19 protein-coding genes are annotated in these 19,986 nt (G+C 54.5%); 11 read left to right on the plus strand and 8 right to left on the minus strand.

Features of this window, described 5'->3' with window-relative positions:
- Nucleotides 1-101: 101 nt before the first annotated feature.
- Complete coding sequence (gene gcvP / locus ACERJC_RS12655; RefSeq protein ID WP_373671825.1) at nucleotides 102-2,975, plus strand: aminomethyl-transferring glycine dehydrogenase; 2,874 nt, start codon at nucleotides 102-104, stop codon at nucleotides 2,973-2,975.
- A gap of 64 nt (nucleotides 2,976-3,039) precedes the next feature.
- Nucleotides 3,040-3,783, plus strand: coding sequence for an SDR family oxidoreductase (locus ACERJC_RS12660; protein ID WP_373671826.1), 744 nt, complete (start codon nucleotides 3,040-3,042; stop codon nucleotides 3,781-3,783).
- Between the two features lie 94 nt (nucleotides 3,784-3,877).
- Here the strand turns inward: ACERJC_RS12660 and bglA are convergent, their stop codons facing one another.
- Together bglA and ACERJC_RS12670 are read right to left on the minus strand one after the other, a co-directional pair.
- Nucleotides 3,878-5,311 carry a 6-phospho-beta-glucosidase BglA gene (bglA, locus tag ACERJC_RS12665; RefSeq protein ID WP_373671827.1) on the minus strand — a complete coding sequence of 478 codons (1,434 nt, stop codon included), beginning with the start codon at nucleotides 5,309-5,311 and terminating at the stop codon, nucleotides 3,878-3,880.
- A gap of 120 nt (nucleotides 5,312-5,431) precedes the next feature.
- Complete coding sequence (locus ACERJC_RS12670; protein WP_152406257.1) at nucleotides 5,432-6,160, minus strand: MurR/RpiR family transcriptional regulator; 729 nt, start codon at nucleotides 6,158-6,160, stop codon at nucleotides 5,432-5,434.
- A gap of 51 nt (nucleotides 6,161-6,211) precedes the next feature.
- Between ACERJC_RS12670 and yqfB the strand changes: the two genes are divergently transcribed.
- On the plus strand, nucleotides 6,212-6,523 hold the full coding sequence (yqfB, locus tag ACERJC_RS12675; protein WP_373671828.1) for a N(4)-acetylcytidine aminohydrolase: 312 nt from the start codon (nucleotides 6,212-6,214) through the stop codon (nucleotides 6,521-6,523).
- A 162-nt stretch (nucleotides 6,524-6,685) separates the two neighbouring features.
- Nucleotides 6,686-7,345, plus strand: coding sequence for a PAQR family membrane homeostasis protein TrhA (trhA, locus tag ACERJC_RS12680; protein ID WP_046486956.1), 660 nt, complete (start codon nucleotides 6,686-6,688; stop codon nucleotides 7,343-7,345).
- Between the two features lie 173 nt (nucleotides 7,346-7,518).
- Here trhA and ygfZ read toward each other — a convergent pair whose 3' ends face one another.
- Nucleotides 7,519-8,499 (minus strand): tRNA-modifying protein YgfZ, encoded by a 981-nt coding sequence (gene ygfZ / locus ACERJC_RS12685; protein WP_373671829.1) that lies wholly within the window; start codon nucleotides 8,497-8,499, stop codon nucleotides 7,519-7,521.
- 256 nt (nucleotides 8,500-8,755) lie between these two features.
- Between ygfZ and sdhE the strand changes: the two genes are divergently transcribed.
- Together sdhE and ACERJC_RS12695 are read left to right on the plus strand one after the other, a co-directional pair.
- Complete coding sequence (sdhE, locus tag ACERJC_RS12690; RefSeq protein ID WP_152402139.1) at nucleotides 8,756-9,022, plus strand: FAD assembly factor SdhE; 267 nt, start codon at nucleotides 8,756-8,758, stop codon at nucleotides 9,020-9,022.
- A complete protein-coding gene (locus tag ACERJC_RS12695) occupies nucleotides 9,003-9,410 on the plus strand; it encodes a protein YgfX (RefSeq protein ID WP_152402141.1) in 408 nt (135 codons plus the stop codon). The genes sdhE and ACERJC_RS12695 overlap by 20 nt, the downstream gene beginning before the upstream one ends.
- 85 nt (nucleotides 9,411-9,495) lie before the next feature.
- Here the strand turns inward: ACERJC_RS12695 and fldB are convergent, their stop codons facing one another.
- Nucleotides 9,496-10,017, minus strand: a complete 522-nt coding sequence (gene fldB, locus ACERJC_RS12700; RefSeq protein WP_102603584.1) for a flavodoxin FldB — start codon at nucleotides 10,015-10,017, stop codon at nucleotides 9,496-9,498.
- 100 nt (nucleotides 10,018-10,117) lie between these two features.
- On the opposite strand from fldB, the gene xerD reads away from it, so the two are divergent.
- The 5 genes from xerD to lysS all read left to right on the plus strand — a co-directional run bounded on the left by xerD (nucleotide 10,118) and on the right by lysS (nucleotide 16,221).
- Nucleotides 10,118-11,014 (plus strand): site-specific tyrosine recombinase XerD, encoded by an 897-nt coding sequence (gene xerD / locus ACERJC_RS12705; RefSeq protein WP_152402144.1) that lies wholly within the window; start codon nucleotides 10,118-10,120, stop codon nucleotides 11,012-11,014.
- A gap of 23 nt (nucleotides 11,015-11,037) precedes the next feature.
- The gene (dsbC, locus tag ACERJC_RS12710; RefSeq protein ID WP_152402146.1) at nucleotides 11,038-11,751 is read left to right on the plus strand and encodes a bifunctional protein-disulfide isomerase/oxidoreductase DsbC; all 714 of its coding nucleotides are present in this window, start codon (nucleotides 11,038-11,040) and stop codon (nucleotides 11,749-11,751) included.
- 5 nt (nucleotides 11,752-11,756) lie between these two features.
- A complete protein-coding gene (gene recJ / locus ACERJC_RS12715) occupies nucleotides 11,757-13,490 on the plus strand; it encodes a single-stranded-DNA-specific exonuclease RecJ (protein ID WP_373671830.1) in 1,734 nt (577 codons plus the stop codon).
- 105 nt (nucleotides 13,491-13,595) lie between these two features.
- A protein-coding gene (gene prfB, locus ACERJC_RS12720; protein ID WP_152402150.1) for a peptide chain release factor 2 occupies nucleotides 13,596-14,694 on the plus strand; the annotation gives its coding sequence in 2 pieces (ribosomal slippage) (nucleotides 13,596-13,670 and nucleotides 13,672-14,694; 1,098 coding nt in all).
- A 9-nt stretch (nucleotides 14,695-14,703) separates the two neighbouring features.
- Nucleotides 14,704-16,221 (plus strand): lysine--tRNA ligase, encoded by a 1,518-nt coding sequence (lysS, locus tag ACERJC_RS12725; protein ID WP_046486929.1) that lies wholly within the window; start codon nucleotides 14,704-14,706, stop codon nucleotides 16,219-16,221.
- Nucleotides 16,222-16,288: 67 nt separating this feature from the next.
- On the opposite strand, the gene idi is transcribed toward lysS, so the two are convergent.
- From idi to ghxQ, 4 genes are all read right to left on the minus strand, one after another.
- Nucleotides 16,289-16,834 carry an isopentenyl-diphosphate Delta-isomerase gene (idi, locus tag ACERJC_RS12730; protein WP_152402154.1) on the minus strand — a complete coding sequence of 182 codons (546 nt, stop codon included), beginning with the start codon at nucleotides 16,832-16,834 and terminating at the stop codon, nucleotides 16,289-16,291.
- Between the two features lie 133 nt (nucleotides 16,835-16,967).
- Nucleotides 16,968-17,093, minus strand: coding sequence for a hypothetical protein (locus ACERJC_RS12735; RefSeq protein ID WP_286632275.1), 126 nt, complete (start codon nucleotides 17,091-17,093; stop codon nucleotides 16,968-16,970).
- A gap of 1 nt (nucleotide 17,094) precedes the next feature.
- Entirely contained in the window at nucleotides 17,095-18,543 is a 1,449-nt protein-coding gene (locus ACERJC_RS12740; RefSeq protein ID WP_373671831.1) for a nucleobase:cation symporter-2 family protein, read from the minus strand.
- A 61-nt stretch (nucleotides 18,544-18,604) separates the two neighbouring features.
- The gene (ghxQ, locus tag ACERJC_RS12745) at nucleotides 18,605-19,972 is read right to left on the minus strand and encodes a guanine/hypoxanthine transporter GhxQ (protein ID WP_152402158.1); all 1,368 of its coding nucleotides are present in this window, start codon (nucleotides 19,970-19,972) and stop codon (nucleotides 18,605-18,607) included.
- Nucleotides 19,973-19,986: the final 14 nt, after the last annotated feature.

Genomic DNA, 19,986 nt, shown 5'->3' on the forward strand with positions numbered 1-19,986 from the left:
TTGCGTATCGACCATAGTCGATGAGCCCGGTAAGCGTGAGCGCCACCGGGCAAACCAGTCAGACAATCACGATTCACTGCACGTTTCAGGAACCATCGCCCATGACACAGACGTTAAGCCAGCTTGAAAACAGCGGCGCTTTCATTGAACGCCACATCGGACCGGACGCCGCGCAGCAGCAAGAGATGCTGAATGCGGTTGGCGCCGCGTCGTTAAATGCGTTGATCGGCCAGATTGTGCCGAAAGACATTCAGCTCGCGACCCCGCCGCAGGTCGGCGAAGCGGCGACCGAATACGCTGCGCTGGCAGAATTAAAGGCCATCGCCGGGCGTAACAAGCGCTTCACGTCATACATTGGTATGGGTTACACCGCCGTGCAGCTGCCACCGGTTATCCTGCGCAACATGCTGGAAAACCCAGGCTGGTACACCGCCTATACGCCTTATCAGCCGGAAGTGTCTCAGGGGCGCCTGGAAGCGCTGTTGAACTTCCAGCAGGTGACGCTGGATCTGACCGGTCTGGATATGGCTTCCGCTTCGCTGCTCGATGAAGCCACTGCGGCTGCAGAAGCGATGGCGATGGCGAAGCGCATCAGCAAACTGAAAAACGCGAACCGTTTCTTCGTTGCCGCGGATGTGCATCCGCAAACGCTGGATGTTGTGCGCACGCGCGCAGAGACCTTTGGTTTTGAAGTGATTGTGGATGATGCGGCGAAAGTACTGGATCACCAGGATGTGTTCGGCGTGCTGTTACAGCAGGTGGGAACTACCGGTGAAGTCCACGACTACCGCGCGCTGATTAGTGAACTGAAGTCGCGCAAAGCGATCGTCAGCGTTGCTGCCGACTTTATGGCTCTGGTTTTGCTGACCGCGCCGGGCAAACAGGGCGCGGACATTGTTTTCGGCTCTGCGCAACGCTTTGGCGTACCGATGGGCTACGGCGGTCCACACGCGGCATTCTTCGCTGCGAAAGATGAATTCAAACGCTCCATGCCGGGCCGTATTATCGGTGTATCGAAAGATGCGGCGGGCAATACCGCACTACGCATGGCGATGCAGACTCGTGAGCAGCATATTCGCCGCGAGAAAGCGAACTCCAACATTTGTACCTCTCAGGTGCTGCTGGCAAATATTGCCAGTCTGTATGCCGTTTATCATGGCCCGGTTGGCCTGAAACGCATTGCGAATCGTATTCACCGTCTGACCGACATTCTGGCGGCAGGCCTGCAACAGAAAGGGCTGAAACTGCGTCACGCCCACTATTTCGACACGTTGTGCGTGGAAGTGGCGGACAAGGCGGCGGTGCTGGCGCGTGCGCAAGCGGCAGAAATCAACCTGCGCAGTGATATCCATAACGCCGTAGGTATAACGCTCGACGAAACCACCACCCGTGAAAATATCGTGCAGTTGTTCAGCGTTCTGCTGGGCGACAGCCATGGTCTGAATATCGACACGCTGGATAAAGAGGTGGCGCACGACAGTCGTTCCATTCAGGAAAGTATGCTGCGTGATGACGCTATCCTGAGTCACCCGGTATTTAATCGCTATCACAGCGAAACCGAAATGATGCGCTACATGCACGGGCTTGAGCGTAAAGATCTGGCGCTGAATCAGGCGATGATCCCGCTGGGCTCCTGCACTATGAAGCTGAACGCGGCAGCGGAGATGATCCCGATTACCTGGCCAGAATTTGCTGAACTGCATCCGTTCTGCCCGCCAGAACAGGCGGAAGGCTACCATCAGATGATCGGTCAGCTTTCTGACTGGCTGGTTAAACTGACCGGTTACGACGCGGTTTGCATGCAGCCGAACTCCGGTGCACAGGGTGAATACGCCGGGCTGCTGGCCATTCGTCATTACCACGAAAGCCGCAATGAAGGGCATCGTGATATCTGTCTGATCCCGGCCTCTGCACACGGGACTAACCCGGCTTCGGCACAGATGGCGGGTATGCAGGTGGTGGTCGTGGCCTGTGATAAGAACGGTAACATCGATCTTGGCGATCTGCGTGACAAGGCGGGTCAGGCGGGCGAGAACCTTTCCTGCATCATGGTGACCTATCCGTCCACCCACGGTGTTTACGAAGAGACGATCCGCGAAGTGTGCGAAATAGTGCATCAGTTCGGTGGTCAGGTTTATCTCGACGGCGCAAATATGAACGCTCAGGTGGGCATCACTTCTCCGGGCTTTATCGGCGCGGACGTTTCACATCTTAACCTGCATAAAACCTTCTGCATTCCGCACGGCGGCGGCGGTCCGGGTATGGGACCCATTGGTGTGAAATCGCACCTGGCACCGTTTGTGCCGGGACACAGCGTGGTGCAGATTGAAGGGATGCTGACCCGTCAGGGCGCGGTCTCTGCCGCACCGTTCGGCAGCGCATCAATTCTGCCGATCAGTTGGATGTACATCCGCATGATGGGCGCAGAAGGGCTGAAGCAGGCAAGCCAGGTAGCGATTCTGAATGCCAACTACATCGCCAGCCGACTGAAAGACGCGTTCCCGGTTCTGTATACCGGTCGCGATGGTCGCGTAGCGCACGAGTGTATTCTCGATATTCGTCCACTGAAAGAAGAGACTGGCATCAGTGAACTGGATATTGCCAAGCGCTTGATCGACTACGGTTTCCACGCGCCAACCATGTCGTTCCCGGTTGCGGGTACGCTGATGGTTGAACCAACGGAATCTGAAAGCAAAGTGGAACTGGATCGCTTTATCAACGCCATGCTGGCGATTCGTGCAGAAATTGACAGCGTGAAAGCGGGTGTCTGGTCGCTGGAAGATAACCCACTGGTTAACGCGCCGCACACCCAGAATGAACTGGTGGCGGAGTGGAATCACGGTTACAGCCGTGAAGTCGCCGTCTTCCCGGCGGGCGTGGCGAACAAATACTGGCCAACCGTGAAGCGTCTTGATGACGTTTACGGTGACCGTAATCTGTTCTGCTCCTGCGTGCCGATGAGCGAATACCAGTAATCTGCTGATTCGACTATCTTTTAAAGGCGCTTCGGCGCCTTTATTCTTTTTGGGGGAAAATGGCATGGCAATAGCATTAGTTACCGGCGGTAGTCGCGGTATCGGGCGCGCGACGGCCTTGCTGCTGGCACAGGAAGGTTATACGGTTGCCGTCAACTTTCATCACAACATCCGGGCCGCCACCGAGGTGGTGAACAACATTGTCGCCGCCGGGGGAAACGCGTTTACCCTGCGTGCAGATATCAGTGACGAAGCGCAGGTCGTGGCGATGTTTGAAGCTATCGATCGTGAAAATGAGCCCCTTGCGGCGCTGGTCAATAATGCCGGAATTTTATTTGAACAAAGTACCATCGAAAATCTTTCTGCCGAGCGGATTAACCGCGTGCTGGCGACCAACGTGACGGGGTACTTCCTCTGCTGTCGCGAAGCGGTAAAGCGCATGTCGCACAAACACGGCGGTCACGGCGGGGCGATTGTGAACGTGTCATCAGCGGCGTCGCGTCTGGGAGCGCCGGGAGAGTATGTTGACTACGCGGCGTCGAAAGGGGCCGTAGATTCACTGACCACCGGCTTAGCACTGGAAGTCGCGGCGCAGGGGATCCGGGTTAACGGCGTGCGTCCGGGGCTTATCTACACCGAAATCCACGCCTCCGGCGGCGAGCCTGGGCGGGTGGATCGCGTGAAGTCAATGTTGCCCATGCAGCGCGGTGGTCAACCGGAAGAGGTGGCGCAAGCCATTGCCTGGCTGCTGAGTGAGAAAGCGTCGTATGTCACGGGCAGTTTTCTGGAACTGGCGGGCGGGAAGTAGGATAAGGAATGCCGGATGGCGGCGTAAACGCTTTATCCGGCCTGTGGTAACAGAACCTGTCGGCCGGATAAGCGCAGCGCCATCCGGCAACCCCTTAGAGATCCTCGCCGTTGCTGGCGATCACCGCTTTGTACCAGTCGAAGCTCTTCTTACGGGAACGCGACATGTCACCCGTGCCATCATCGTGCTTGTTCACATAGATAAAGCCGTAGCGTTTGCTGTACTGGCCGGTGGTGAAAGAGACACAGTCGATGCAGCCCCACGGCGTGTAGCCCATCAGATCCACGCCGTCATACGTCACCGCCTTCATCATCTCTTCGATGTGGGCGCGCAGATAGTCAATGCGGTAGTCGTCGTTGATACTGCCGTCTTCTTCTACTTTATCTAAGGCACCAAAGCCGTTTTCAACGATGAACAACGGTTTCTGGTAGCGCTCATACAGTTCGCACAGTGAATAGCGCAGGCCCACCGGGTCAATCTGCCAGCCCCAGTCGGAGGCCTTGACGTGCGGGTTCGGTACGCTGCCTTCGAAACCCGAAATAGCATCACCGCTGCCGCCTTCGGCCTTCACCGCGTTGGTCATGTAGTAGCTGAAACCAAGGTAATCGCAGGTGCCTTCACGCAGAATCGCGGCATCGCCATCTTCCATTTTGATGTTAAAGCCGCGACGCTCCCACTCGTTGAGGACATAGGAAGGATAGTAACCGCGCAGTTGAACGTCGGTGAATACATAACGCTCGCGCATGGATTCCTGGGCGAACATGACGTCCTCTGGCTTACAGGAGAACGGATACAGCGCGACCATCGCCAGCATGCAGCCCACTTTCATCTCCGGGTTGATGCGACGCGCCGCCTTCACCGCTAACGCGCTGGCGACAAACTGATGGTGCAGCACCTGGTACATGGTCTCTTCCGGGTTTTCGTGCTCGGTATAGACCACGCCGGAACAGCAATAGCCAAACAGCGGCGCGCGCCAGTTGCGCTGGTTGTTGATTTCGTTGAAGGTCATCCAGTATTTGACCTTATGCTTGTAGCGTTCAAACACCACTTCGGCAAAACGAACAAAGAAATCAACGACCTTGCGGTTAGTCCAGCCGCCATACTGCTGCACCAGATGCAGCGGCATTTCAAAGTGAGAAAGGGTAATAACCGGCTCGATGTTGTACTTGAGCAACTCGTCAAACATGTCGTCGTAGAATTTCAGCCCTTCTTCATTTGGCTGCGTTTCGTCACCTTGCGGGAAGATGCGGGTCCAGGCGATGGACGTGCGGAAGCATTTAAAGCCCATTTCGGCAAACAGTTGGATGTCTTCTTTGTAGTGACCATAAAAATCGACCGCGTCGTGGTTCGGGTAGTATTTACCTGGCTCCACTTCCTGGGTGATTTCACGGGGTACGCCATGCGCGCCGCCGGTCAGAACATCACAAATGCTGGGGCCTTTGCCGCCTTTGTTCCAGCCGCCTTCAACCTGATGTGCAGCAACCGCGCCGCCCCAGAGAAAATCTTTCGGTAAGGTGAGTTTTTTCATCGTTGCGTCATCTCAAATTAATACAAACTGATTTGAGTCTAACAAAGGGAAGGTAAATGTCACGATATAACAAAATAGCGAAACGGTAATTTGTTACCGCCAAAAAACAGTCTGTTTTTTTTACGCTAATTTTTTCGCCAGCTTTCGCCCGAGGGATTCGAGAATATAAATAACGGGAATTTGCGTGGTGATATCGTACACACCGGCAATACGGGTTTGTGGCACATGCCAGGAAAGATTAAAGTCCGCCAGTTTAGCGAGACGCGAGTGTTCATGGCTGGTAATCGAGAGCACTTTGCAGTTATGCAGGCTGAACTGGCTGGCAAAGCGCAGGATCTCTTCGGTTTCACCAGAGACAGATAACACAATCGCCAGCGCATTACGTGCCATGTCGTTAGTGACCGGGAAATAAGGATCGTCAATATGGTTACTGAATTTTCCGACGTTTGAGAAGAAACGCGCACCATATTTCGCCAAGGCTCCTGAAGTACCGGCACCGACAAATATAATACGCTCGGACGATAAAATAATGTCTACCGCCTTTTCGAGCAATTGATCAAATTCATCGTTATTGACCCCTTTAAAGAAACTGATGATTTCGCTGGCACCAAAATTAGCCTGTTGCGGTTCATTCTGCTCTAAATATAATTTAAAGCGTACGCGAAATTCGGAGTAGCCTTCACAGTTAAGCTTGCGACAGAAACGCAGCACGGTGGTCGTCGATACGCCCGCCGCTTCAGCCAGTTCCCGAATGGTCATATACATGACTTTGTCACGGTTTCTGATGACATAGTTGTAGACCAACATCTCAATGTTGTTGAGACTGGCGATGGCAGCGTGGGAGAACATACTCACAATGGCAATACTCACTCATCAGATATATCTACAGGGAATAATAACATGCAGCCAAATGACATCACTTTTTTTCAGCGTTTCCAGGACGACATTCTGGCAGGGCGTAAAACGATCACCATTCGCGATGAGTCCGAATCTCACTTCAAGGCCGGTGACATTCTGCGGGTAGGGCGTTTCGAGGACGATGGCTATTTTTGCACGATCAAGGTGCAGGGTACGTCAACCGTCACCCTCGACACACTGACGGAAAAACATGCCCAGCAGGAAAACATGACGCTGGAGGAACTCAGGCAGGTGATTGGCGAGATTTACCCGAATCAGTCACAGTTTTATGTGATTGATTTTAAATGCCTTTGAATTTGATGAACAACTGTTAGTTGAAAAATACATTTCAATATTATGATTTATAACGATTATTTTTAATTTGATATTTATGTTAGCTAACAGGTGTTCACTGGAACCATTCTCAGTTACGCTAGAAGCGCAATCACGAACGTGTTCGTTTCACCGGAGTAAGTTATGGTCCAGAAGCCATTAATCGCGCAGGGATATTCACTGGCAGAGGAAATCGCCAACAGCATCAGCCACGGCATTGGGCTGGTGTTTGGTATCGTCGGTCTGGTGCTGTTGCTGGTGCAGGCGGTGGATATGAACGCCAGCGCGACGGCGATTACCAGCTACAGCCTGTACGGCGGCAGTATGATTCTGTTGTTTCTGGCGTCGACCTTGTATCACGCTATCCCACATCAACGGGCGAAGATCTGGCTGAAAAAATTCGACCACTGTGCTATCTACCTGCTCATTGCCGGGACCTATACGCCGTTTCTGCTGGTGGGGCTGGATTCAACATTGGCACGTGGGCTGATGATTGTTATCTGGAGCCTGGCGCTGCTCGGTATTTTATTCAAACTGACGATAGCCCACCGGTTTAAAGTGCTGTCGCTGGTGACCTATTTGACGATGGGCTGGCTGTCGCTGATTGTGGTGTATCAACTGGCAATCAAACTGGCGGCGGGAGGCGTAACGCTACTGGCCGTCGGCGGCGTGGTCTATTCACTGGGAGTGATTTTCTACGTCAGTAAACGCATTCCCTACAACCATGCCATCTGGCACGGGTTCGTGCTGGGTGGCAGCGTGTGCCACTTTCTGGCGATCTACTTGTACGTAGGACAGGCGTGATGTGATGGTTTGACGTTTTATCAGGCCTACAGGTACATCTATGCAGCCCTGATAAGCGACGCGCCATCAGGCGAGAGATGCCGGATGGTGACGTAAACGTCTTATCCGGCCTACAGGGCGAGAGGTATATCTTCGTAGGCCTGATAAGCGACGCGCCATCAGGCGTTATTTTGTTACTCTTCCAGCGAATAGGGCAGCGGTTTGATGTGCAACGTGTTGGCATCGTCGCGTACACGAAATACGCTGTCGGCTTCCATATCGTTGTTCATCACCACCTGTACCAGTAGCTGACCGTCATCCAACTGCACTGCCGCGAGGACGGTGCCAGTACGACGCCAGTTCTCACCCATTTGCATCTCAAGATCGTCACCCGCTTCCGGTACCCGGCTGGCCTTACCCGCCAGAGACCACAATGCACGTTTGTTCGCCCCGCGGAATTTCGCTCGCGCCACCATCTCTTGCCCGGTATAGCAGCCTTTCTTAAAGCTGATTCCCCCCAGCGCCTGAAGATTGGTCGCCTGCGGAATGAACTGCGCACTGTTGGCAGAATCGATCACCGGAAGTCCAGCCTCAATATCCAGTGCCAGCCACTGCTGGCTGTTATTCAGTTCGGCTTCGCCACGCAGCTTTTCCGTCACGGCTTCCGCTGTTGTCACATCAGTAACCAACAGGAAGCGTTCCACCGGATGTTCAAACCACAGCAGGGTGGTTGCTCCTTCACACGTGACGGGCTTTTCGCTGTCAGGCAGTTCGCTAAACAGATTTGTCAGTGCGGCACGCGCCTGGAAACCCGCTACGCCCAGCAGTACGCGCTCATCGTTCGGGGCAATCGCCACTTTCGAAAACACGGCGTATTTTTTCAGTTCGGTCACCTGCGCGTCACGCAGGCTACGACGCTCAATCCAGGCAAAGCCATCGCCGTCGCGGAACAGTCGCAGGTTGCTCCACATTTTTCCTTTAGCGTCGCAATGGGCGGCCAGTACGTGTTGGTGCTCAGTCAGTAGACTCACGTCAGCAGTCACCTGACCCTGGATATACTTCTCGCTGTCAGCCCCGGTAATCGTGGCCAGCGCCCAGTCATCTAACGTCATTAACGTCACGGGCAAACGTGCTGAAGCTGACGGCTGACGAGGTGGAAATGGAGTAAATGCCATAAAAATGTCCTGATTTGCTTAACGCAGTGATAATGACTAATGGTAAAAGAGCTATTGCCCAATGCAAGCGCTTTGATAGTCCCATTTGTGCCTTATCGTATAGATTGCGAGGCGGCATCCAGAAAACATGAACCCATTGAGTTATTGGGGATTTAATTAGCGATCGCGCTTGTGATTACGGATATTCCCGCAAAACAGGATGAAAAACACGTTACAATAGCCGGGTAGTTCATTTGAGTGAGACAGGAAGAAAAAAATGGATATTAACAATAAAGCACGTATTCACTGGGCATGCCGACGCGGTATGCGTGAACTCGATATTTCCATCATGCCGTTTTTCGAACATGAATACGACACGTTGAGCGACGATGAAAAACGTATTTTTATTCGTCTGCTGGAGTGTGATGACCCGGATTTATTCAACTGGTTGATGAATCACGGTAAACCGGCAGATGCTGAACTGGCGCAGATGGTTCGACTCATTCAGACACGGAATCGGGATCGTGGTCCTGTGGCAATCTGATCTCCGCGTCTCATGGCGCGCACAGTGGTTATCGCTGCTTCTGCATGGGCTGGTCGCTGCGGCTATTCTATTAATGCCATGGCCGCTGAGCTACACGCCGTTGTGGTTGATACTGCTTTCGCTGGTTGTGTTTGACTGCGTCCGTAGCCAGCGTCGAATTAACGCCCGTCAGGGGGAGGTCAAACTTCTGATGGATGGACGGCTCCGCTGGCAGGGGCAGGACTGGCTTATCGTCAGTGCGCCGTGGATGATTAAAACCGGCATGATGCTGCGCTTGCGGTCAGAAACCGGTAAACGCCAGCATTTGTGGCTCGCGGCAGACAGTATGGATAAAGCTGAATGGCGAGATTTACGCCGCCTGATGATGCAAAATTCGACGCTGGGATAGGCGTAATGGATGGAATGCGCTGGCAGGGCTGACGGTTTTTACTGCCAGCCCTACGGGTCAGGGGTTTTGTCTCAGATAATCGGTATCAGGAATAGTGCTCGGCCATTTCACCAAGAATTTGCTCGCACCATGCCTGAATACGCTCATCGCTGAGATCGTATTGATTGGTTTCATCCAGGGCGAGACCGACGAACAGCTGACCCTCGGCAATGACCGGTTTAGGGCTGGTGAACTCGTAGCCTTCGGTAGGCCAGTAACCGACGAATTTGACCCCTTTGGTCGACAGTTTGTCATGCAGCATGCCCAGCGCGTCAAGGAACCACTCGCCGTAGCCTAACTGGTCGCCCATACCGTAAAGTGCGACAATTTTGCCTTCGAGGTTGAGCTCGTCCAGTTGATCCCAGACGGCCTCCCAGTCTTCCTGAATTTCACCGAAATCCCAGGTGGGAATGCCTAAGATCAGCACATCGTACTGCTCCATCAGGGCCGGGGCATCATCTTTCAGATTATGCAGTGTTACCAGTTCCGGGCCGATGATGTCGCGAATTTTCTCTGCCGCCATCTCGGTGTAGCAGGTGCTGGAACCGTAAAAAAGACCAATATTCATCGCGTAAACGTCTCAATACTTGCTATGACTTTGCGCGTAGTGTACCAGAAACCCGTATCATTGAGTCATAATGGCGGGTTGCAGAATCAAAGAGGCTGATGTGGAACAGGATCTTGCGCGCATCGAACAATTCCTTGATGCACTCTGGCTGGAGAAAAATCTGGCGGAAAATACGCTGAGCGCCTATCGCCGCGATTTGACCATGTTGGTGGAGTGGCTCGCACACCGTCAGGTGTCGCTGGATACCGCGCAAAGCGACGATCTGCAGGCATTACTGGCCGAGCGGATGGACGGCGGGTATAAAGCGACCAGTACCGCACGACTGCTGAGCGCGGTGCGGCGGCTTTTCCAGCATCTTTATCGCGAGAAGATCCGTTCAGACGATCCAACAGCGACGCTGGCGTCGCCTAAATTGCCACAGCGCTTACCGAAAGATCTCAGTGAAGCGCAAGTTGAGAGATTATTACAGGCGCCAGTGGTTGACCAACCGCTGGAGTTACGCGATAAAGCCATGCTTGAGATCCTGTATGCCACGGGACTGCGTGTGTCTGAACTCGTCGGGTTGACGATGAGTGACATCAGTCTGCGCCAGGGTGTGGTTCGGGTGATCGGTAAAGGCAATAAAGAGCGACTCGTTCCATTGGGCGAAGAGGCGGTGTACTGGGTGGAGACGTACCTGGAGCATGGGCGTCCGTGGCTGCTGAACGGCGTGTCGATTGACGTGCTGTTTCCCAGTCAACGCGCCCAGCAGATGACGCGCCAGACCTTCTGGCACCGCATTAAGCACTATGCCGTATTAGCGGGAATCGACAGTGAAAAGCTGTCACCGCACGTTTTACGCCACGCATTTGCCACGCATTTGCTCAATCATGGCGCCGATTTACGCGTGGTGCAGATGTTGCTGGGTCACAGCGATCTCTCCACCACGCAGATTTATACTCATGTTGCGACAGCGCGCTTGCGTCAACTTCATCAACAGCATCACCCAAGAGCGTGAATGCTGAGCGAACAGGAAAGGTTATGAAAAAAGGTTTAATGCTGTTTACCCTGCTGGCCACCGCGTTTTCCGGCCTGGCACACGCCGACGACGCCGCGATCCGCCAGTCTCTGACGAAACTGGGCGTGCAGAGCACGGATATTCAACCCGCCCCAATTGCCGGGATGAAAACGGTGCTGACCAACAGCGGCGTGCTGTATGTGACGGAAGACGGTAAACACATCATTCAGGGGCCAATGTACGACGTCAGCGGTGCGACGCCGGTCAACGTGACCAATCAGCTGCTGATGAAGCACCTGAACGCGCTGGAAAATGAAATGATCGTCTATAAAGCGCCACAGGAAAAACACGTTATCACCGTCTTTACCGATATCACCTGTGGCTACTGCCACAAGCTGCATGAAGAGATGAAGGACTACAATGCGCTGGGCATTACCGTCCGCTACCTCGCCTTCCCGCGCCAGGGTCTGGAAAGCCAGGCCGAACAGGATATGAAGTCCATCTGGTGTGCAAAAGACAAAGCCAAAGCGTTTGATGACGCGATGGCTGGCAAAGGTGTGAAAGCGGCAACCTGTGATGTGAACATCGCGGATCACTACGCGCTGGGCGTGCAGTTTGGCGTAAGTGGTACGCCAGCCATTGTGCTGAGCAACGGCTATGTCGTACCAGGTTATCAGGGGCCGAAAGAGATGAAAGCGTTTCTTGACGAGCACCAAAAACAGACCAGTGGTAAGTAATTCGCGTGAAACAACAGATACAACTTCGTCGGCGGGAAGTCGATGAATCGGCAGCACTGCCTGCCGATCTCTCGCCGCTGTTACGCCGCTTGTACGCCAGTCGTGGTGTACGCAGCGCCCGGGATCTCGAGCGCAGCGTAAAAGGCATGCTGCCCTGGCAGCAACTGAGCGGCGTCGAAAAAGCGGTCGAAATCCTCTATAACGCCTTTCGCGAGGGGACGCGCATCATTGTGGTCGGTGACTTCGATGCGGACGGCGCAACCAGTACCGCCCTGAGCGTGCTGGGGATGCGCTCGCTGGGCTGCGATAACATCAGCTACCTGGTGCCAAACCGTTTTGAGGATGGTTACGGTTTAAGTCCGGAAGTGGTCGATCAGGCCCATGCGCGTGGCGCGCAGCTGATTGTCACCGTCGATAACGGTATCTCTTCCCATGCCGGTGTGGATCACGCCAGGGCGCTGGGGATCCCGGTGGTGGTTACCGATCACCACCTGCCGGGCGAGACATTACCGGCAGCCGAAGCCATCATCAACCCAAATCTGACTGACTGTGATTTCCCGTCGAAATCGCTGGCCGGCGTGGGCGTGGCGTTTTATCTGATGCTTGCCCTGCGCACTTTCCTGCGCGATAAGGGCTGGTTTGACGAACGTGGCATTGCGCCGCCTAACCTGGCGGATCTGCTCGATCTGGTCGCGCTGGGCACCGTGGCGGACGTGGTGCCGCTGGATGCCAACAACCGGATCCTCACCTGGCAGGGCTTAAGCCGCATTCGCGCCGGAAAATGTCGTCCGGGGATCAAAGCGCTGCTGGAAGTGTCCAACCGCGATGCGCAAAAGCTTGCCGCCAGTGATTTAGGTTTCGCCCTCGGTCCGCGTCTGAACGCCGCAGGTCGGCTGGATGATATGTCCGTCGGTGTGGCGCTATTGCTGTGCGATAACATCGGCGAAGCGCGGGTACTGGCCAATGAGCTGGATGCGCTGAACCAGACGCGTAAAGAGATTGAGCAGGGGATGCAGGCGGAAGCGCTGACCCTGTGCGAGAAGCTGGAGCGCAGCCGCGAGACGCTGCCTGGCGGTCTGGCGATGTATCATCCTGAGTGGCATCAGGGAGTGGTTGGGATCCTCGCCTCGCGCATTAAAGAGCGTTTTCACCGCCCGGTGATCGCTTTTGCACCGGCAGGTGACGGCACGCTGAAAGGCTCCGGGCGTTCCATTCAGGGGCTGCACATGCGTGATGCGCTGGAGCGGCTGGATTCGCTGCATCCGGGGCTGATGATTAAATTCGGCGGCCACGCGATGGCGGCGGGACTGTCGCTGGAAGAGGCGAAATTCGATCTGTTCCAGCAGCGTTTTGGCGAGCTGGTCACCGAATGGCTGGATCCGTCGCTGTTACAGGGGGAAGTGGTCTCTGATGGCCCGCTGAGCGCGGCGGAGATGACGATGGAGGTCGCGCAGTTGCTACGCGACGCCGGTCCGTGGGGGCAGATGTTTCCGGAACCGCTGTTTGACGGGCGTTTCCGTCTGCTTCAGCAGCGTCTGGTCGGCGAGCGGCATTTGAAAGTGATGGTCGAACCCGTTGGCGGAGGACCGCTGCTGGACGGCATCGCCTTTAACGTCGATACCGCCTGCTGGCCGGATAACGGCGTGCGCGAAGTTGAACTGGCCTACAAACTGGATATTAACGAATTTCGCGGCAACCGTAGTTTGCAGTTAATCATCGATAATATCTGGCCCGTGTAATCTGACCACTTTACCGTCACTATTCTCTATAAAAAAGAGCGTGGATTGGTTACAATCCCGCTCTTATCACCGCATTTTGACAAGTCCAATAAAAGAAATCAGACCATGTTTGAAATTAATCCGGTAAAAAACCGCATTCAGGACCTCACGGAGCGCTCTGACGTTCTTAGGGGGTATCTTTGACTATGATGCCAAGAAAGAGCGTCTGGAAGAAGTAAACGCCGAGCTGGAACAGCCGGACGTCTGGAACGAACCCGAACGCGCGCAGGCGCTGGGCAAAGAACGTTCCTCGCTTGAAGCGATTGTCGACACCCTCGACCAAATGTCTCAGGGGCTGGAAGATGTTTCCGGCCTGCTGGATCTGGCTGTAGAAGCCGACGACGAAGAAACCTTTAACGAAGCCGTTGCGGAACTTGAAACGCTTGACGAAAAACTGGCGCAGCTGGAGTTTCGTCGTATGTTCTCCGGTGAATATGACAGCGCCGATTGCTACCTCGACATCCAGGCCGGTTCCGGCGGGACTGAAGCGCAGGACTGGGCAAGTATGCTGGAGCGTATGTATCTGCGCTGGGCAGAAGCGCGCGGCTTCAAGACCGAAATTATTGAAGAGTCAGAAGGGGAAGTGGCCGGGATCAAATCCGTGACCATTAAGATTTCTGGCGAATATGCCTACGGCTGGCTGCGTACGGAAACTGGCGTTCACCGTCTGGTACGTAAGAGCCCGTTTGACTCTGGCGGTCGTCGTCATACCTCGTTTAGCTCCGCGTTCGTTTATCCGGAAGTGGATGACGATATTGATATCGAAATCAACCCGGCAGACCTGCGTATCGACGTGTATCGCGCATCCGGCGCGGGCGGTCAGCACGTTAACCGTACCGAATCAGCGGTGCGTATTACTCACATCCCGACCGGGATTGTGACGCAGTGCCAGAACGACCGTTCCCAGCACAAGAACAAAGACCAGGCCATGAAGCAGATGAAAGCAAAGCTTTATGAACTGGAAATGCAGAAGAAGAACGCCGAGAAGCAGGCGATGGAAGATACTAAATCCGACATCGGCTGGGGAAGCCAGATTCGTTCTTACGTCCTTGATGACTCCCGCATTAAAGACTTGCGTACCGGGGTTGAAACCCGCAACACGCAAGCTGTGCTGGACGGCAGCCTGGATCAATTTATCGAAGCAAGTTTGAAAGCAGGGTTATGAGGAACCAACATGTCTGAACAACACGCACAGGGCGCTGACGCGGTAGCCGATCTTAACAACGAACTGAAAACGCGCCGTGAGAAGCTGGCAGGACTGCGCGAGCAGGGTATCGCCTTCCCGAACGATTTCCGTCGCGATCACACCTCAGACCAACTGCACGCTGACTTCGATGCGAAAGAGAACGAAGAGCTGGAAGCGCTGAACATCGAGGTGTCCGTTGCAGGCCGCATGATGACCCGTCGTATCATGGGTAAAGCGTCCTTTGTTACGTTGCAGGACGTGGGTGGTCGTATTCAGCTGTACGTTGCCCGTGACGATCTGCCGGAAGGCACTTACAACGAGCAGTTTAAGAAATGGGACCTCGGCGACATCCTTGGTGCGAAGGGGAAACTGTTCAAGACCAAAACGGGCGAACTGTCTATCCACTGCACCGAATTGCGTCTGCTGACTAAAGCGCTGCGTCCGCTGCCGGATAAATTCCACGGTTTGCAGGATCAGGAAGCCCGTTATCGTCAGCGCTATCTGGATCTCATCTCTAACGATGAATCCCGTAACACCTTTAAGGTGCGTTCCCAGATCCTGGCGGGCATCCGTCAGTTCATGGTCGGTCGCGGCTTTATGGAAGTTGAGACCCCGATGATGCAGGTGATCCCAGGCGGTGCCTCTGCGCGTCCGTTTATCACCCATCACAATGCGCTGGATCTGGATATGTACCTGCGTATTGCGCCGGAACTGTACCTGAAGCGTCTGGTGGTGGGTGGTTTCGAGCGCGTGTTCGAAATCAACCGTAACTTCCGTAACGAAGGGATCTCCGTACGTCATAACCCAGAGTTCACCATGATGGAACTCTACATGGCGTATGCGGACTACAAAGATCTGATCGAACTGACCGAGTCTCTGTTCCGTACCCTGGCGCAGGACGTGTTAGGTAAAACGGAAGTCCCTTACGGTGATGAAGTGTTCGACTTCGGCAAGCCGTTCGAAAAACTGACCATGCGCGAAGCTATCAAGAAATACCGTCCGGAAACGGAAATGGCTGAACTGGATAACTTCGACTCCGCCAAAGCGATCGCCGAATCTCTCGGTATCAAGGTAGAGAAGAGCTGGGGTCTGGGCCGTATCGTGACTGAAATCTTCGAAGAAGTGGCCGAAGCGCATCTGATTCAACCGACCTTCATTACCGAATACCCGGCAGAAGTGTCTCCGCTGGCGCGTCGTAATGACGAGAATCCGGAGATCACCGATCGCTTTGAGTTCTTCATCGGCGGTCGTGAGATCGGTAACGGCTTTAGCGAGCTGAACGATGCAGAAGATCAGGCGCAGCGCTTCCAGGATCAGGTAAACGCGAAAGAAGCCGGTGACGACGAAGCGATGTTCTACGACGAAGACTACGTCACCGCGCTGGAGCACGGTCTGCCGCCGACGGCGGGTCTGGGCATTGGGATTGACCGTATGGTGATGCTGTTCACCAACAGCCACACTATTCGTGACGTGATCCTGTTCCCGGCGATGCGCCCGGTAAAATAAGCGGTGAAATGTTGGATAGCGTTACGCTTGCCGTAGGCCGGATAAGCGTAGCGCCATCCGGCGTCAATTAACGTCGGCAATATTCTCGCAGTCGCTCGCGCGCATTATCATCAGCAGCCTGCATCACCATCCACGGACTGAAGGCCCACGGCGTCGCGTCAGTTCCGCGTAAAACATCCTCCAGACTGCTCCATTGATAATCCATCACTTCGTCGTGATTGACCTGCAGTTCACTGGTTACCCGTGCCGCATAGACCGGACAAACCTCATTTTCTACGATCCCACTGGGATCGGTCGCCCGATAGCGGAATGCAGGGTAGACGGGGGTCAGGCTGGCAATCTCTACGCCAAGCTCATGCCGGCAGCGGCGGATAACGGCCTCTTCGTGGCTTTCACCCCGTTGAGGGTGGCCGCAAACCGAGTTCGTCCAAACTCCCGGCCACGCTTTTTTCGCAAGCGATCGGCGAGTCACCAAAAGTTGCCCCTCTGCATTGAACAGCCAGGAAGAGAAGGCGAGATGCAATGGTGTGTTGGCGGTGTGGGCGCTGTATTTTTCCAGCGTGCCGGAAGGGGTGTCCTGTGCATCCAGCAAAATGACGTGTTCCTGTCGCATAATGTCTCACTGTAATTCTTAAGCACGTACCAGTATATGAGATCTCACGACGTATTGATTAGCTCAGGGAGCGTTTAACGGCGGAATTTGACATCCGTATCTTGCGGTACGGATGTCGGGAGCAGGCGCGATTTTAGAAAAACAGCAGCATAAACTGGAAGCGACTTTCGATACCCAGCGCAATGCCGTCTGAAACGGCGGGGATCGACATCAGCATAAGCAACAGCAGGGTTATCAGGCAGCGCAAAAAGAGATTCATGCTACTCATCCTGCTGATTTTTTTTCAGCTTGCGCATCAGCAGCCACATTCGCACCGTTCTGACCTTCAGGTTTTTATCCGAGATGGATTCCTGTACCAGCCCGGTATGATGGTGATAACCATTGAAAAACAGATTCAATACCACCGCGCTGAAAGTTGCTAGCATAATGCCGCTGTGCAGCAGCGGCTGGAGTACGGCTGGCAGGCGAGAAAAAAAATCATGTGATAACGTCGGCGTCATGCCGACGCCCAGGCTGATGGCCACAATGTAGAGGTTGTAACGGTTCGTGGTGTAATTGCAGCGCGAGAGAATGCGGATCCCGGTCGCCAGTACCATGCCAAACATCACCAGCCCTGCGCCGCCGAGGACGAACTGCGGAATGGAGGCGACCAGAACCGCCATTTTCGGCACCATGCCAAACAAAATTAAGATGACGCCAGAGGCGATGCAGACCCATCGACTGTGCACGCGCGTGACGCTGACCAGACCAACGTTTTGGGAAAACGAGGTATGGGGAAAGCTGTTAAACAGTCCGCCAATCATGGTCCCGACGCCATCCACGCGCAGGCCGCGAATGATATCCTGCGAAGAGAGTTTGCGACCGACGATTTCACCGAGCGCCAGGAACATCCCCATCGATTCAATAAACACAATAATCAGCACGACCGTCATGGTCAGAATCGACACTGGATCAAAGACGGGCGTACCGAAGGCCATCGGTGTGACAATCGCGAACCACGAGGCATCGTGCAGGCCTGACAAGTTCACTTCATTCATCATCCATGAGAGCGCAAAGCCAAAGATGATCCCCAGCAGGACCGCGACGTTGGACATGAAGCCTTTGGCAAACCGGGTGATTAATAAAATAAAAATTAAAACCGCAAACGAAATCCCTAAATAGACCGGATTCCCATATTCAGGATTGCCTTTCCCGCCGGCTGCCCAGTCAACGCCCACCTGAATGATGCTCAGACCAATTGAGGTGATCACCACACCCGTCACCAGCGGTGGAAATAACGGCATCAGGCGACCGACAAGCGGCGCTAAGAGTGTGGTTATCACCCCTGCGGCGATAGTTGAGCCAAAAATGCCCAACAGACCGATATCCGGATTGATGCCAATCGCAATCATCGGCGTCACGGCGGCAAACGTCACCGACATAATCACGGGCAGGCGAATCCCCATAAAGCGGCCGATGCCAATACATTGCAGCAGGGTAACGATCCCGCAGCAAAAGAGATCAGAACGGATTAACAGCGCGATGGCTTCTTTACTGAGGCCGAGCCTGTCGCCAATCATCAACGGGACAGCGACCGCGCCTGCGTACATGACCAACACATGCTGTAAACCGAGTACGACCAGTTTGCCTGGCGATAACAGGCGGTCTACCTCATCGGTGGCGCGGTCTTGCCCCGAAGGTGAGGGATGTTGGGAATCTATGGCGCTCATGCGTTTTCTCCTGAAGGGCGAGGCCGATAGAACAGCTCCGCGCGCGTGCGCGGAGCATCGCTTAAATTGCCCATCCGCCGGCGTAGAACGCGACCAGCGCGACGGTAATGATGACGGTACCGATATTCAGCTTCTGCCATTCCCGGGCAAAAACACGACCAACAACCAGCGTCACGAAACCGAGCATAATGCCGGTAACGATGTTACAGGTCAGGACGATAAAGACCGCGCAGACCAGACCGGCCATCGCATCGATAAAATCATCGAAATCCAGTTTTGAGACGTTGCTGAGCATCAGTAAGCCTACGTACATCAGCGCAGGGGCAGTCGCATAGCCTGGAATCAGGTAAGAGAGAGGAGATAAAAACAGGATAAGCAGGAATAAACAGCCGACGATGGTGGCGGTCAGCCCTGTTTTCCCTCCGGCGGCGGTTCCAGCAGCGGATTCAATATAGACGGCAGCCGGTGCTGCGCCTACCAGCCCGGAAAACACGGAGCTGATGGAGTCGCTGGTCAGCGCTTTACCGCCGTTGATGATCTGGTTGTCCTTATCCAGCAGATTCGCCTGTCCGGCGACGGCGCGGATGGTGCCGGTGGCATCGAATACCGCCGTCATCACCAGCGCCAGCACGCTTGGCAGCACCGCAGGCTGTAAGGCCCCCATAATATCAAGGCTAAAAATCAGAGACTTACCATCTTCGCCGCTCAGACTGGGCATGGCGACCAGACCGTGATATTTGACGGCAGGGTCAAATATCAAACCGATAATGGAGATGGCGATAATCACCAGCAGGATCCCGCCGGGGACGCGGCATTTCTCCAGCCCGAAGATGACCGCCAGCCCCAGCAGACTCATCAGCACCGGGAAAGAGGTAAATGCGCCGAGTGCCACCGGAAGTCCTTCCAGCGGATTTTTAATCACCATGCCGACACCGTTTGCCGCGATCAGCAACAAGAACAGCCCAATACCGATCCCTGTGCCGTGTGCAATGCCCATGGGTAAGTTTCGCAGGATCCAGGTCCGGACCCCGGTTACCGAAATGGCGGTAAAAATCACCCCCATCAGGAAAACCGCGCCGAGGGCGACAGGAATCGAGATCTGCTGGCCCAGCACCAGGCTGAATGCGGTAAAAGCAGTTAGAGAAATTGCGCAGCCGATAGCCATCGGCAGGTTGGCCCAGAGTCCCATCAACAGCGAACCGAAGCCTGCGACGAGACAGGTGGCGACAAAGACGGCGGCGGGTGGGAATCCCGCTTTTCCGAGCATTCCGGGCACGACAATGACGGAATAGACCATCGCCAGAAAGGTGGTCAACCCGGCCAGTATCTCCTGGCGCACGGTACTGCCACGCTCAGTAATCTTGAAGTAATTATCCAGCGCGCCGCGAGGTTTCGACGCGCCGGGGGTTTGCAGTATATCTCCAGACATAATAATGTCCTCAG

It is taken from the genome of Citrobacter telavivensis, assembly GCF_041807075.1.
Taxonomy (GTDB): Bacteria; Pseudomonadota; Gammaproteobacteria; order Enterobacterales; family Enterobacteriaceae; genus Citrobacter_A; species Citrobacter_A telavivensis.